The sequence below is a fragment of the Lysinibacillus sp. NPDC096382 genome (genome assembly GCF_044762845.1).
GTDB lineage: Bacteria > Bacillota > Bacilli > Bacillales_A > Planococcaceae > Lysinibacillus.
Map to the genome: position 1 here is coordinate 321,336 of NZ_JBIWFC010000002.1, position 14,918 is coordinate 336,253.

13 protein-coding genes and 1 other annotated feature are annotated in these 14,918 nt (G+C 36.4%); of the genes, 7 read left to right on the plus strand and 6 right to left on the minus strand.

Annotation, left to right across the window (positions count from 1 at the left end; translation table 11 throughout):
• Positions 1–81 precede the first annotated feature (81 nt).
• From ACIQZA_RS05320 to ACIQZA_RS05330, 3 genes are read left to right on the plus strand one after another with little or no spacing between them, the layout of a single operon-like run.
• Positions 82–630: a MarR family winged helix-turn-helix transcriptional regulator gene (locus ACIQZA_RS05320; protein ID WP_402880408.1), complete on the plus strand. Its 549-nt coding sequence runs from the start codon at positions 82–84 to the stop codon at positions 628–630.
• Positions 631–633: 3 nt separating this feature from the next.
• Positions 634–1,137, plus strand: a complete 504-nt coding sequence (locus ACIQZA_RS05325; protein ID WP_402880406.1) for an alpha/beta fold hydrolase — start codon at positions 634–636, stop codon at positions 1,135–1,137.
• The gene (locus tag ACIQZA_RS05330; RefSeq protein WP_402880405.1) at positions 1,121–1,621 is read left to right on the plus strand and encodes an alpha/beta fold hydrolase; all 501 of its coding nucleotides are present in this window, start codon (positions 1,121–1,123) and stop codon (positions 1,619–1,621) included. The genes ACIQZA_RS05325 and ACIQZA_RS05330 overlap by 17 nt, the downstream gene beginning before the upstream one ends.
• Before the next feature lie 71 nt (positions 1,622–1,692).
• Here the strand turns inward: ACIQZA_RS05330 and ACIQZA_RS05335 are convergent, their stop codons facing one another.
• The 3 genes from ACIQZA_RS05335 to ACIQZA_RS05345 form a co-directional block, all read right to left on the minus strand.
• Positions 1,693–2,865, minus strand: a complete 1,173-nt coding sequence (locus ACIQZA_RS05335) for an MFS transporter (protein WP_402880403.1) — start codon at positions 2,863–2,865, stop codon at positions 1,693–1,695.
• 160 nt (positions 2,866–3,025) lie between these two features.
• Positions 3,026–4,705, minus strand: coding sequence for an arginine--tRNA ligase (gene argS, locus ACIQZA_RS05340; RefSeq protein WP_402880402.1), 1,680 nt, complete (start codon positions 4,703–4,705; stop codon positions 3,026–3,028).
• A gap of 34 nt (positions 4,706–4,739) precedes the next feature.
• Positions 4,740–4,960, minus strand: a binding site (T-box leader).
• Positions 4,961–5,041: 81 nt separating this feature from the next.
• Complete coding sequence (locus ACIQZA_RS05345) at positions 5,042–6,070, minus strand: hypothetical protein (protein WP_402880400.1); 1,029 nt, start codon at positions 6,068–6,070, stop codon at positions 5,042–5,044.
• Positions 6,071–6,266: 196 nt separating this feature from the next.
• On the opposite strand from ACIQZA_RS05345, the gene ACIQZA_RS05350 reads away from it, so the two are divergent.
• The 4 genes from ACIQZA_RS05350 to ACIQZA_RS05365 all read left to right on the plus strand — a co-directional run bounded on the left by ACIQZA_RS05350 (position 6,267) and on the right by ACIQZA_RS05365 (position 10,868).
• Positions 6,267–6,812 carry a sigma-70 family RNA polymerase sigma factor gene (locus ACIQZA_RS05350; RefSeq protein ID WP_402880398.1) on the plus strand — a complete coding sequence of 182 codons (546 nt, stop codon included), beginning with the start codon at positions 6,267–6,269 and terminating at the stop codon, positions 6,810–6,812.
• On the plus strand, positions 6,793–7,185 hold the full coding sequence (locus ACIQZA_RS05355; RefSeq protein WP_400938033.1) for a helix-turn-helix transcriptional regulator: 393 nt from the start codon (positions 6,793–6,795) through the stop codon (positions 7,183–7,185). The genes ACIQZA_RS05350 and ACIQZA_RS05355 overlap by 20 nt, the downstream gene beginning before the upstream one ends.
• Positions 7,172–8,419: an FtsW/RodA/SpoVE family cell cycle protein gene (locus ACIQZA_RS05360; RefSeq protein WP_402880396.1), complete on the plus strand. Its 1,248-nt coding sequence runs from the start codon at positions 7,172–7,174 to the stop codon at positions 8,417–8,419. The genes ACIQZA_RS05355 and ACIQZA_RS05360 overlap by 14 nt, the downstream gene beginning before the upstream one ends.
• Before the next feature lie 844 nt (positions 8,420–9,263).
• Positions 9,264–10,868: an ABC-F family ATP-binding cassette domain-containing protein gene (locus ACIQZA_RS05365; protein ID WP_100541926.1), complete on the plus strand. Its 1,605-nt coding sequence runs from the start codon at positions 9,264–9,266 to the stop codon at positions 10,866–10,868.
• 183 nt (positions 10,869–11,051) lie between these two features.
• Here the strand turns inward: ACIQZA_RS05365 and ACIQZA_RS05370 are convergent, their stop codons facing one another.
• The 3 genes from ACIQZA_RS05370 to ACIQZA_RS05380 form a co-directional block, all read right to left on the minus strand.
• Positions 11,052–12,128, minus strand: coding sequence for a bifunctional 3-deoxy-7-phosphoheptulonate synthase/chorismate mutase (locus ACIQZA_RS05370; RefSeq protein WP_402880728.1), 1,077 nt, complete (start codon positions 12,126–12,128; stop codon positions 11,052–11,054).
• 210 nt (positions 12,129–12,338) lie between these two features.
• Positions 12,339–13,592, minus strand: a complete 1,254-nt coding sequence (locus ACIQZA_RS05375; RefSeq protein WP_402880395.1) for an MFS transporter — start codon at positions 13,590–13,592, stop codon at positions 12,339–12,341.
• 4 nt (positions 13,593–13,596) lie between these two features.
• Positions 13,597–14,895 carry an ATP-grasp domain-containing protein gene (locus ACIQZA_RS05380; RefSeq protein ID WP_402880393.1) on the minus strand — a complete coding sequence of 433 codons (1,299 nt, stop codon included), beginning with the start codon at positions 14,893–14,895 and terminating at the stop codon, positions 13,597–13,599.
• Positions 14,896–14,918: the final 23 nt, after the last annotated feature.

Below are 14,918 nucleotides of genomic sequence, written 5' to 3' on the forward strand. Positions count from 1 at the left end.
CATTTATTTTATAGACAATACATTGTCCATTTTATTATGATGATTTTAGACAATATATTGTCTAAAGGAAAGGACATCTTTATGAACAATGACTTATTTCTAATGCAACAAATCTATTCAGCCCTTTTTTCTGTTGGCAATAAAATTCAAGTACAATCCGATCAATATTTAGAAAAACTAACGTCTAGACAATTTATGGTGATCTTAGCTATTGCCCATTTACCTGAAGATCAAGCATCGTTCAACAATATCGCAAGAAAATTAGGAACGACTAAACAGAATGTAAAGCAATTAGTCACTACTATGAAAAACAAAGGCTATGTTGAAATTGCCCCTAGTCAGCAAGATAAACGTGCGGTCAACACGACGATTACTGAGTTTGGTAAACAAGTTGCGCTAGAGGCGGGAGAAAAAGGAACATATTTTTTAGCGGAGCTTTTTAAAAATTTTTCTACTAATGAGCTCGAAACAATGTGGGGTTTATTAAAGAAGTTATTTAGTTTTGATGGTGAAGAACAAGATGGCTTTGAGGAGCGCAGTAACTTGACAATGGATGAAAATCAAATTGACGTTCAGCTAAAGGTTTTAAAGGAGTTTGAAAGACGAAGAAATCATCTAGAGGGAGAATGAGAAATGAACAGTAAATCCGAGAAATTAATTAATAGTGAAGAATTTGTCTCGGTTAACGGTGTAAATCATTATTTATTTCATTCAGGTACTAATTATGATAACCCAGTATTGCTTTATTTACATGGTGGTCCTGGTAGTGTTGAATCTCTTTTTGCCCATGCTTTTCAATATAAAATAGAAGAAACGTTTACGATTGTTCATTGGGATCAGCGTGGTGCTGGAAAAACGCTTACTAAAAACCCCGATAAGTACCCTACAATTGATGTCATGCTAGAAGATTTATATGGGATTATTCAATATTTAAAGCAGAAATATAATAAAGAAAAGATTGTTTTACTCGGAAGGTCTTGGGGCACTATTATAGGAAGTATATTTATCAAGCTATATCCTGAAGATATTGCTTATTATATTGGCGTGGCACAAGTTGTCTCCCTTCTTGAAAATGAGCGTGTTGCTTATGCCAAAATGAAGGAACAAATAGTAAAGGCAAATGATAAAAAAGCTTGAAGCTATAGGAACTTATCCTGGAGAAAAAATAAAATTTGATCGTGAGTTTTTAAAGAAATGTATGAAAATCCGAAAACTTCAAGGGTTATATGGTTTAGCTGTGAAAAGTGATCTTCCTGTATTTATATCAGCGTTTAGAAGTCCTATTTTTAAGTTATCGGATCTTTTCGCATTTTCAAAAGGACTAAAAGCAAATAGCAAAGTCCTTGAATTTTTAGAAGACTTTGACCTGGCGGCAGACTCCTCAGATTATAAAGTTCCCATTTATTTCATTTTAGGTGACGATGACTGGCAGGCTCCCTACATTATTGCCGAAGAATACTTTACTATAATTAATGCTCCCCATAAAAAATTATTTATCATTCCAAATGCCGGTCATAGAATTATGATGGACCAAACCAACTTGTTCTCAGATACATTACTCCAGATATATAACAATGAACATTGTACGGAGGCGTCTAGATCTTATAAAAGTTCATCATAAAAATGTGAACTTAAAGCCGATTATGGAGCTTTGAAAAAAGACATGCTCGTACATTTAAGCATGTCTTCCCATTATTTTTTCTTAAGCATAAATGTAGTAGCAATTATGCCAATCATTAATAGTATAAAAATCAAATAGGTAAATGTATGGTTTCCAGTCACATCATAGCAATAGCCGATCAATATTGGGATAACGGAGCTTATCATAAAGCCTCCTGAAAACACCATAGATGACCAGCTATTTGCCTCCTCGTCATTTCTTGCCTCATCCAGTGGTAGCAATAAACCAATTGGAAATAAGCCGCTTAATACGATACCTATTATAAATACAGCAATCCATAACAAAGTCCCTGAGCCTAACCATAGGAACACAAAGCCAATCACGCCTAAGACCCCTAAAGAAAAGAGCCAACCGATTCGACTGAACCATTTTTCCATTAGTATAGGAACCGAAATATTTCCAATCATTTGTACAATAGACATAAATGTTAGCATAGAGCTTGCAGCGACAAGAGAAAAGCCCTTATCCTGTAATATCGGTGCTAGCCAAGACATTATTGAAAAGAACAAAGATGTTTGTATCCCAAAGTAAATTAAAATGGTCCAAGCACGTGCATTTTTCCAAGGATTTCGTGCTGCATTTTCTGTCAATACACCTGTTTCTGGCCGCTCTTGATTTTGTATTGCTAGTAACCATATACAAAGAGCAATGATAGCAAGTATTGCCCAATTGCCAAGCGCCATCGTCCAGCTCTCATGAAAATGATTAAAAAATGTTATGGTTAGTGCCGCACTCAATGTTGCCCCTGTTCCTATTCCGAATGAATAAACACCTACCACGGTTGTAAAACGATTCGGGAATTTTTTCTTTATATAGGCATTTAAGATGGGTCCAATAAGAGCAATGGCAAATCCTGTAGCGAAGCTTGTGACTACAAGTAGTACATAACTTTCTTTTAAAAAGCGTAGCCCATTTGCTAATGCTAGGATTATTATTAAAAGCGTAATGGCTGTTTTTGTTCCGAGTTTTCTTTGTAATGGTACTGCAAATGGTGCAAAGAGACCCATACAAAACACCGGAATAGAAGTTAAAAAGCTCATTTTTGTATTTGATATATGGAGTGATTCCAAAAGTATATTAAATAGTGGTCCTATTCCTGTGATTGCTGGGCGCATATTGAGTGCAACGAAGAAAATACTAACAACCACAAGTACCATGGAAACACGCCATTGCTTTTTCTCCATACGTTATAAAAACCTTCTCTCTATTGATACGGTTAAAAATTCAACGAAATTTGTTAGACCTTTGAATTCTCACTATTTCCTTTTACCATTTTTTCTAGTATCGGTCAATTTAATGGTAATTATTGATGTAGTATCAAGACATAGCTGCAGCTTACGATACTTACATTTTTTTTGGCGCTGCAATGCCCAATAATGCTAACGATTCTTTTAAAACAATGGCTACACAATGACAAAATGCTAATCGTGATGTTCTCTGGCTATCATCGACCAATATTTTATTTTGAGCATAATATTTATTAAATACACGCGCTAATTGCAAGGCATATTTAGCAATTTGTGATGGATCTGCTTGCTCAAAAGCGTTGACGATTACATTCGGAAACTGTTCTAGTAATAAAACAACTGGCCACGCTTGCTCCCCTAATGCTTCAAACGATACTTCGTAACTAGTTTCATTTGCTTTTTCCAAAAGAGATGAGATACGTGCATACGTATATTGAATATATGGCCCTGTTTCACCCTCAAAATGCATCATTTGCTCAATCGAAAAGTCAATATCATGAAGACGATCATTTTTTAAATCATTAAAAATAACCGCTCCTACACCAACCTGACGTGCAATGTTCTCTTTATCCACTAGATTTGGATTTTTTCCCTCGATATTTCGCTTCGCCGTAGCTATCGCTTCTGTTAGTACTTCTGCTAATAGAACAATCTTTCCTTTACGCGTCGACATTTTTTTACCGTCTTTTAGAATCATCCCAAAAGGTACATGCTGTAAGTCTTTTGCCCAATCGTATCCCATCTTCTCAATTACGTTAAATAGTTGTTTAAAATGAAGAGATTGTTCATTCCCTACAACATAAAATATTTTTTTAGGATCATATTGTTGTTTACGATAAAAAGAAGCTGCTAAATCACGTGTAGCATAGAGCGTAGCACCGTCTGTTTTAGTGATTAAGCATGGAGGCATATTGTCTATTTCAACGACATACGCACCATCTGATTGCACAAGTAGATCTTTCTCTTTCAATTCTTTAACAACAGCAGTCATTTTGTCATTGTAGAACGCTTCCCCAGCGAAAGAATCAAAGTTTATTCCAAGCAATTGATAAATGGTTTTGAATTCTTCGAGTGATGCATCTCTAAACCATTGCCAAAGAGCTAAAGCCTCTCCATCTCCATCTTCTAATGCTTTAAATGCAGCACGCCCCTGTTCATTGAGTGTTTCATCCTGTTCCGCTTCTTTATGGAACTTTACATATATTTTTAACAGTTCCTCTATTGGGGCAGCTTCAATTACTTTTTGATCTCCCCATTTTCGATAGGCAACGATTAACTTACCAAACTGTGTGCCCCAGTCACCTATATGATTTATACGAATTGCTTGATAGCCATTTTTCTCAGCAATATTCGCCAAAGCATTCCCGATCACTGTTGAGCGTAAATGGCCCATGGAAAAAGGCTTCGCTATATTTGGGGAAGAAAAGTCTAAAACTACATTCCCTTTTGACTCCTGATGAGTCCCGTATAAATTTTCTTCTTTTACTATTTGGCAAAGTACTTGATGTGTAATCGTTGGCTGATGGTAAAAAATATTGACATAGCCACCTACTACTTGAACTTCTTGTATTAAATTACAGCTTAAATTGTGTTTTATGTCGGATGCAATACTGTTTGGAGATTTTCTTAATTTTTTTGCCAGTGTAAAGCAAGGGAATGCTACATCTCCTAAGCCCAAATTTTTCGGTCTTTCTAGTAGATCTTGAATGTCATTAACAGATAACTCATTATTTAATGCCACAGCGATTCTTTTCGCAATTTGTGTATGCATGTTCATTCTCCTCTCAATAAAAAAAGCCCCCATCTCTAAATATAGAGACGAGAGCATAGTTATCCCGTGGTACCACTCTAGTTGCCATATAAATATGACCACTTTCCATTGTTAACGAGGTGACTCCCCGATATTCTCTACTACTCATTCGAGAACCTTCTCCAAAGTGCGTTTCATTTATGGCTGCTGCATTAGGCTCACACCATCCCTAATTCGCTTTCCAGTAGCTCCATAAACTACTCTCTTTTTCATCGAATTTGACTGTAATTTCAAAATATTCTACACGAGCTACTAATTATTGTCAACAGTCTTTTCAGAAATATCAAGAAGTAAATGTTTACATTAAAAATGTTCTGCTGAATAATTAACAATAACACTTTTTTTAGCCCGCCATACATTTCGCACCTTATTTTTCTTGATGTCATAGTACGAGAGTACGCTCTCCTTTGGTATTTCCAAAATACTATAACCCTTTTTTTCATCAATAAAACTAGATAAGAAATAAAACCCTTCTTTTTTTTCATCGTATTTAACTGAGCGAATTTTTGAATAAATATTACTACTATCTAGTAGGTGCTTTACTTTTTTTGTTTTGACATCTATTTCAACAACATGCGAAATAGGACTATCTACAGCTTCATCATAGCTAATAATAACAGAGCTTGCATCTGGAGCCAATGATGCGCCACTTATAAATCTTTCTACATCGGCTACATGTTTCTTTTTTTGTCCTTCAATATCATAAATATCTAAACTGTATTTGGTCGGTTGTAATTTCGTTTGATTTTTATTAACCTCGTCAAGTTTCTTCTGATCTTCGTCCTCGGAGAAAGAAACCACAATTAATTGATTATTGTTCGGGTTATAATTAAAATCTAAAATACTGCTATCCTTGTTGTCTTCGTCCCATATTTGTATTTTCTGCGTATCAAGATTATAGGTAGCCATATGAAAATTTTTAAGTTCATCTCTTAATAGCACTCTCATAAAGATAATTCTTTGAGCTTTGTCTATTTGGATAAAGTCAACGTTATGAAATACAGTGGTTAATTGTTTCATTTGATTCGTGTTTAGGTCATTTTCAAATAATTGTATTGTATGATCTGATATGACATCAGCAAAATACAATATATTAGTACGTTCAGAATAAGCGAAAGCAGTAAAATCCGTCGTTTCCTTACTAAATAGTACTTTACTTTTATTTTGACTCTGATCAAAATGATAGAATGTAAACTTCAAACTTTTAGGATCAAACACATTGATATAAAGTTTAGATTCTGAGGGATTATGATCATTAATTGAAAATATTTTTTTACTAAAGACAATGCAAATCATTACGGTAATTATCAAAATTAATGTAAGTCTCTTCAAGATCCCCTCCCTTTCTACTAAAAGTTTGCTATTTCGCCCTACTATTTAATGTACCCCTCATCCTTACCTGCTAGAACTCTTCCTAAAGGTTATTTAGCTTACGAGTACTCACAACACATTTACACGCTTTTTTATAAAAGTAAAACCAGTATTATTTGGCAATCGTCTAATGAATGAACACGTAAGGAGGTACGATATGGAGGAAACAATAACAGCAAGCGGTTTATCACGAGATCAGGTGATTGAGGAGCTAATGTCCAATTATGGCCAAGCGATTCTGCAGCTTGTTTATACATATATACATGATACTGCTCTTGCTGAAGATTTGACGCAAGAGATTTTTATCAAGTGCTATAAGGCTCTCTCAACATATCAGGGGCATGCCAGTTTGAAAACTTGGTTATGGCGTATTGCTATTAATCATTCAAAGGACTATATAAAGAGCAAGAAAAACGTCGATGTTATCGAAACGAATGTGTTAGAGGAAACATTAGAAACGAGCGATTTGCTTGAGCAAGTTGTGAAAAATAGTGAGGACGAGGCGTTGTTTGACTTAGTGATGGCACTTCCCGTAAAGTATCGTGAACTTATTTACTTTTATTATTTTGAGGACTATTCGATCCAGGAAATTGCTAGCATTTTATCATTGAATAACAATACGGTGAAAACAAGACTTCGTAAGGCACGTTCCTTGTTACAAAAAGCGTTAGGAGGGAATCCATTTGACGGAAACACGTTTTAAACAAGCTATGAAAAATCAATTTAAAAAGGTGCAGTTTACGGAGACACATAAGGAAGCTGTGCGCAAAGGCATTCATGAGGAACTTTCGGATCAGGTGCTGTTACCGATGCTACAAACGATGCGCTCAGGCTATGAGATTACGCAACTTCTTTATACAAAAAACAAAGAGGTAGTTCATTTTAACGAAGGGATGATCTATGCTTCTCTACATCGCCTTGAACAGCAACAACTCGTCGTAAGTGAGTGGCACGAGAACGAAAAGCGATATGTTCTTTCACGTAAGGGTGTTAAACTTCTGACGCTTAACAAAGAAACAGACAAGCTCCCTTCTCTTCAGCAATTACTGAAGGAGGTGCGCTATGCGAACGGTTAAAGAATTTATTCAACATGTAAAGGGTCATATTCGGAACAAGGAGGCACATAAAGCTGTTGAAAAGGAGTTAACCTATCATTTAGCGAAGTCAAAACAGGCTTGGCAGGAAAAGGGCTATAACGATGCAGATGCAGATGCAGAGCAACAGGCTGTAAGTGAAATGGGTAATGCTACAAATCTCGGCGTCTCACTCAATCAAATTCATCAGCCGAAAATCGATTGGCTACTCGTTATTCCATTTGTGCTGGTAGCGATGTGTAGCTTTTTACCGCTCCTACCAGCTGAGCTCTCGTTACGACATTTTATCATGCGTAATGTCGTTATTGTTATTGGTGGAATTGCTGTGACAATTTTCTTAACGCGACTCGATTTCCGCAAGCTAGAGCGCTATTCCACGCATTTGTATGTACTGGGATGTCTCATATTTCTTATTATCTTAAATGGTAATCAAATGATGAATGATGTGATCTTTTTTCAAGCAGGTTCCCTAGAACTTAAAGGTTGGATGACATTGCCTCTCTTTTTAATAGCATTTGCGGGATTTTTTGCTAAACAAAAAAAATCATTATGGTGGTTGCTCATTCTTTATTCTATCGGTGCATATTGCTACATACGATTGCCGGACTTTTCATTATTCTGCACGTACACGGTGATTGTTGCCATATTATTTTATGCGAGTAGCTTTTCTCGCAAACAAAAATTAGCCTGTACCGTAGCTTTTAGTTTCTTATTTGTTGCCTTAATAAGCTATTTAATGGTTGTGCCTTTAGCCCCCTATAACCTTTCACTGGCTCGAATGAAGACTATATATACACCAGGTTTAGAAGATAATGGTGTATCCTATATTTCAACCGTGATGAAGAACCTCACATGGTTTGGCAACAGCAAGGTAATATGGGAGATTGAGGCACATACTAATTATGTATTACTGACGATTTTACAAACGTATGGAATTATTGCAGGAGTAGCCGTTGTATGTCTTCTTGGCTTCATCATTTTCCGTTTAGCATACACACTAGGCTCCATTCATAACGAATACGGTCGTTTATTAATTGTAGGTGGCCTTGCCTATGTCACAACGCAAATTATATATCACATACTTATGCTTTTCGGACTTGTCCCCCTCATGTCAATGCCAATCCCATTCATTAGCCATGGTGTTTTCCCAATGCTACTAGGGAGCGTTGCTATCGGCTTGACGCTAAGTATTTATCGAAGAAAATCATATATTTAATGTTTTTAAGCCATTTAAAGTAACCTTTTACCAATCTATCTGATAAAAGGTTACTTTATTTATAGAGCATAATTTGTCCCTTAACTATATGTCTCTGAATTAAGTGAGAATTTATCAAAAAAGCTACCCAATTACAGGTAGTTAAATTTCATTAAGTATCGATATTTAAAAAATCTATTTAGGAAAATAGACAGGTTCTGTGTACATGAAAACCGATATAAATATGCCCACAGTCACTACAAATAAGGCAATTTTCTGTAATAATGAAAAGTCTCGGAATTTTTTATTGTGAAAAGCAAGATCAGAAATTATCGTAAATAGAAAAGCTACTAACAAAACCTCCAAAGCTCTATTAAGAAATGAAATATTGTATATAGCAATTGCTATAATTGCTATAAATGAAAAGATAAACTGCCTAAAATATTTGTTTCTTAATAGCATTTCATCACCTCCACATCCCCTTGTATTACCAAAATGTATTTACATTGATATATATGTGAATAAAACTTTGAATATTTACCTTAGGAGGGAATCACGAGAAGTTTACTTTTACTGCTGGTATGATGGCGAATTTAATCAGAAGTAGGGAAGAGGAAATAATGTAGTAAACTCATGCCCTTCTTACAAGAGAGGGCTTTTATTATTATTACGCGTTCTTTACCTTAGTGACGATAAAATACATATGAAAGTATCTGGCTTTACTTTTTATTAACATTATCCCACTCTCCTATTCCACTCGAACACCCGAGAACTAATAACGCAAACGTTGATTTAATAATGTTTATAGACTATGGTACATATTTCATGATATACTAGTGCCATTGTGAAAAAAGGAGGAACTTGCATGATTCAAGTAAGTAATGTAGGTCTTCGCTATGGCGATCGTAAACTATTTGAAGACGTAAATATAAAATTCACACCGGGGAATTGCTACGGTTTAATCGGAGCAAATGGTGCTGGTAAATCAACATTTTTAAAAATTCTTTCTGGTGAAATTGAAGCACAAGAAGGTCACGTATCGATGGGTAAGGACGAACGTTTATCAGTTCTTAAACAAAACCACTTTGAATACGATGAATTTAATGTATTAGATACAGTTGTTATGGGGAACAAACGTCTTTGGGAAGTAAAATCTGAAAAAGACGCTATCTACGCAAAAGAAGACTTTTCTGATGAGGATGGCATGCGTGCTGCTGAATTAGAGGGTGAATTCGCTGATCTAAATGGTTGGGAAGCTGACTCAGAAGCAGCAACATTATTAAACGGATTAGGGATTGGCGACGAGCTTCACTATATGCTAATGGCTGACCTTGAAGGTTCTGACAAAGTCAAAGTATTGTTAGCACAAGCTCTATTTGGTAAGCCAGACGTTCTATTACTAGATGAGCCTACCAACCACCTTGACTTAAAAGCAATCCAATGGTTAGAAGAATTCTTAATTAACTTTGAAAATACGGTTATTGTCGTATCCCATGACCGTCACTTCTTAAACAAAGTATGTACACATATTGCTGACCTTGATTTCTCTAAAATCCAATTATATGTTGGTAACTATGACTTCTGGTATGAGTCTAGCCAACTAGCACAAAAAATGATGGCAGACCAAAACAAGAAGAAAGAAGAAAAGATTAAAGAGCTACAAGCATTCGTTGCTCGTTTCTCTGCGAACGCTTCAAAATCAAGCCAAGCAACTTCTCGTAAGAAAATGTTGGATAAAATCGAGCTAGACGACATTAAACCTTCTAGCCGAAAATATCCGTTCATCAACTTCCAAACTGGACGTGAAATCGGTAATGATGTGTTAACGGTGGAAGGCCTTACAGCAAGCAATGAAGGCGAAACACTATTTAAAGATATTCGCTTTTCAATGAACAAAGAGGATAAAATCATTTTACTTGGTAATCCAATGGCAAAAACGGCTCTTCTTGATATTCTAATGGACGAAAGAAAAGCAGATGCTGGTACATTCAAATGGGGCGTAACAACCTCTCAAAGCTACTTTGAAAATGATCACGATAAATACTTCGAAGGCTCAGAGAAATCATTAGTGGAATGGTTACGCCAATATTCTCCTGATGATGAAACAGAAAGCTTCTTACGTGGCTTCTTAGGTCGTATGCTATTCTCTGGTGAAGAAGTGAAAAAATCTCCTTCCGTTTTATCAGGAGGCGAAAAAGTTCGTTGTATGCTATCAAAAATGATGCTTGCAACAGCAAACGTTATTTTACTGGATGAGCCAACGAACCACCTTGACCTTGAGTCAATCCAAGCATTAAACGAAGGACTTATGCGCTTCAAAGGTGCAATGCTCTTCACATCTCATGACCATCAGTTCATCCAAACTATTGCTAACCGTGTCATCGAAATCCGTGAAGACGGTACAATTTTAGATAAACTATTAACTTATGATGAATTCCTAGAGTGGAAAGATAGCCAAGGCTTAAACTAATGAACAAAACAGGGTCCTCCTATTCAAAAAGGAGAACCCTGTTTTTTTATACATTTATTTACTTAATTTTTGCAAGTAAATTATTACTTTGTCGAGCTTATACTAGCTTCTCCCATCGATCAATTTCTGTAACAAAGAAAATTCGTAATAAAACTTTCCTTTCCACGCAAATTCACTATAGAATTAAGATAACTTATTCTTGAATCTTTTTAATTCTTCTATGAATGTATGGAATTCCAGAATATCCATTTGCTGTGCAGAATCAGATAATGCGACTGCTGGGTCTGGATGTACTTCTGCCATAACTGCATCTACACCAATTGCTAGTGCCGCTTTTGCAGTTGGAAGAAGTAAATCTTTTCGTCCAGTTGAATGTGTTACATCAACAACAACCGGTAAATGTGTTTCTTTCTTTAAAATCGGCACTGCAGAAATATCAAGTGTATTACGTGTTGCCTTTTCATATGTACGAATACCTCGCTCACATAAAATTATTTCATCATTTCCTTGCGCAATAATATATTCGGCTGCATGGACGAACTCATCAATTGTCGCTGCTATGCCCCGTTTTAATAATACTGGTTTACTCGTTTTTCCTAGGGTTTTTAATAAATCGAAGTTTTGCATATTTCGAGCGCCAACTTGAATTACATCAACGTAATCAAGTGCCATTTCTACATCATTGGGATTTAATATTTCACTAATAATTGCTAAATCATATTCATCTGCTACTTGGCGTAAAATTTGTAATCCTTCTATTCCCAATCCTTGAAAATCATAAGGCGATGTTCTCGGTTTGAACGCACCACCCCGCATTAATTTTATTCCATGTTCTCTCATAGCCTGAGCTACTTGACGAACCTGGTCTAAGCTTTCAACTGCACAAGGTCCCATAATAAATGTCTGTAAGCCACTTCCTAATAATTCACCTTTAATATCTACAATTGTATTTTCCTGTTTCTTTTTTCGTGAAACCAATAATGCTTTCCGATTATCATCTTCTTGCAATTCTAGACTTGCTTTAAAAATAGTTTTGAAAATATGCTGAATTGTAGCTGTTTCGAACGGACCTTCATTATTCTGGGCAATCAAATCAAGTGCTTCACGCTCGCGTAGGGGATCAAAGCGTTTTGTACTTTGTGATTTTTTGTATCCACCAATTTCTTGAACAACCTTTGCACGTTCATTTAGTAAATGTAATATTTGTAAATTAATATCATCTATTTTTTCTCGTAGCAAGTCTACTTCATGAGTTAATATCATAAAATCCTCCTTGTTAGTTACTTAACTATATATGATAAAATATGATCGTTTTTTGAGCTCTAGGAAATTCATTTTGTAACAATCTGTTTATTTAAAAAAATGCAAGCAATATTGAACGGTATATTTCTACCAAGAAATAATACCACCCAATATTGCTTCAACTTCAAACTCTCATTGGACAAATAACTAATAATTGAATGTTATATATTATAGGTGGATAGATTTCTCGAACATTCGCTTTCCAAATATGAAGCTTGAGCCACACAGCAGCGTAAAACCAGCATAGATGAATAAAACTAGTGAAGTTAGGTTCAATGATGACTGGATGCCTTGAGCTTCAATTGTATTAGCTATGATAGGAACAAGGAACACTGCTACCAATGACATGAACACATCCTGAAAAATAGCTGTCCGACCCAGGTAATTGCTTCCAACACGTAATTGCAAAGAAGTATCTAAGCATATCACTGCACTTGTAGATGAAAAGCCTATTACAAATAACCAAAAACCAGCAAAGTAAATGTTACCCCCTCCAACTAAGAAGATCGCTCCTGTAGATAACCACAAACTAATATTTACAATATATCGAGATAAACGTTCTAACCTAACTATACGTGAAAGTAGATAGGAAGCTAAAAATGCTCCGACTATGTATCCACCATCCAATATAACGTATCCAAATGATTGACCTTTAAGTGATTCGTTGAGCGGAACAATCAGCAAGTTAATAATTGCTGTAATTAATAGACCACTACTGGATATCAAGACATGGGCATATATGCTTGGGGTAGTGCGAAATGCCACTAATAGCTCCTTCCATTCAAGTAATGTTTGAGTAAAGTTAAACATTTTGGAATGTATTGTTTTTTCAAGAGAAGGTAATTTGCCTAGTGAAAATGTCATAAGACCTCCCAGCAAGAACCAAATTCCAAGAGAGATGAAAGCAATCTCTTTATTAGCCATTGCAAGTATAAGGGTGCTCATCCCTAGACCAAGTAATTGCCCAGCTTGCATGACCCCCATCCGAAGTGCATTGTAGCGGCTAAGCAATTCTTGCTGGATTAACTGTGGTGACAATGAAAAGATACTTGCACGGTATGCAGGCCCCATTATACTCATGTATAGCGAAACAATTATCACACCCACGATGCTTTTTGTAACGATTACAAGAATACCCGCGATAATTATCAGAAGCCCCCTAGAAATATTGACGAAATTAGCTGTACTACGTGGGCTAATCCGATCAAGAATACCTCCTCCGAAGAACTGACCGACTAAATCAAGAGCAAACCCCAAACTTAATGTAGTGGCAAATGCTACCACTGACCCTGTTACATTATAAATCAAAATCCCGGTCATTAATGAATGACCACCAAGCCCGATATTAGTAAACAATACATTTAATAGTAAAAAGTAAGCTCTTCGGTCTAGCTGTTTTAACAAAAAGGTATTTGACTTCAATCAATCAACTCCCTACGTTACTGTGAACTTTTACTTGTAACTTGAGTTGATCTGCTGCTGCTTTTGCCAACTCTAACGCTTGTATAGGAGTTTCAGCAACTGTTCGAATTGATGCCAGGCGTGAATATGAGTTTTTCAAACCTTCCAAAGTCATACCAAGTTCGAAGCTAGGAATGAATTCTACGACCCCTTCGGCTTGTGATACTTGCTCAGTGTTCTCCACATTTAGTAACTCCCCTTCTAGGTCGGTATGAACAAACCAGATTGCCACTCCTTTTTGCGTTCGTTTGGCTCTTTGTACATCCATCTTCAATCGCTCATATATCGATTCACCAGCGGCCTGTTCCACCACGTACTGCAACGGGTCTAATCCCAGAGAATCTTGTAATAAATAGGGAATATCATCCCCAGCTGCTCGCACATGTGTTTCGATGACACGAGGACCTTCCCCAGTTAACATGATTTCGGTGTGAGTAATTCCAAAGCGAATGTTTAATGCATCTAATACCTTTACGATATGGTTTTCAATTTCTGTATATGTGTTTGAATCAAGTATAGCCGGAATCATATGGCCAATTTCGACCTTACTGACCTCCTCTTTATACTTCTCAACGATAGACAGAATTACATGTTGGCCTCCCTCAGAAATTGCTTCAACACTATATTCACGACCTTGCAGATAACGTTCTACTATTAAGGGTGAAGGTTCCAAACGGGGTGCAGTCGCCGTATTGGAACGTTCAAATTTTATAGCCACATCTTCTGGTCCATAGACAACTGAAACCCCTGCACTAGCACGACCTTTGCAAGGTTTAATAATCAGTGGGTATCCCCACTTTTGTCCAAATTCCATCACTTCTTCAGCACTCATAACTAATGCATTTGGAATATCTTCTACTCCGGTTGAGCGCAGTTGTTCACGCATTTGAAGTTTGTTATGCACCCACTCTATTGTAGAGGAGCTGTGATAGTCCAATCCTAGTGCCTCACTAATTGCAGCTGCTTTATCTTGATCAATCTCTGCGAAGGAAACTACTGAGTCGAAAGGATCAATTTTGTGTAGTGCACCTGCATGTTCTACCCACGCCTGAGTATCCGCTTTTTCTTCTATAACTAAGACTTTATTGTTCTTTTCAATCTCATAAACAAATTTTAAAACAGAGGGACGACAGATTACAGACGTTTGTACATTTGTGTCAACGGCACGAAGTCGAGGTATGAGATCAGAACCACCACCTACAATTAAGACGTGGTGGCGTTTTTGAAATAAAGTTTCGTTCGGTACTTTATCAGATGTGTTCATTATCCACAGCTCTCCTTTGGTTA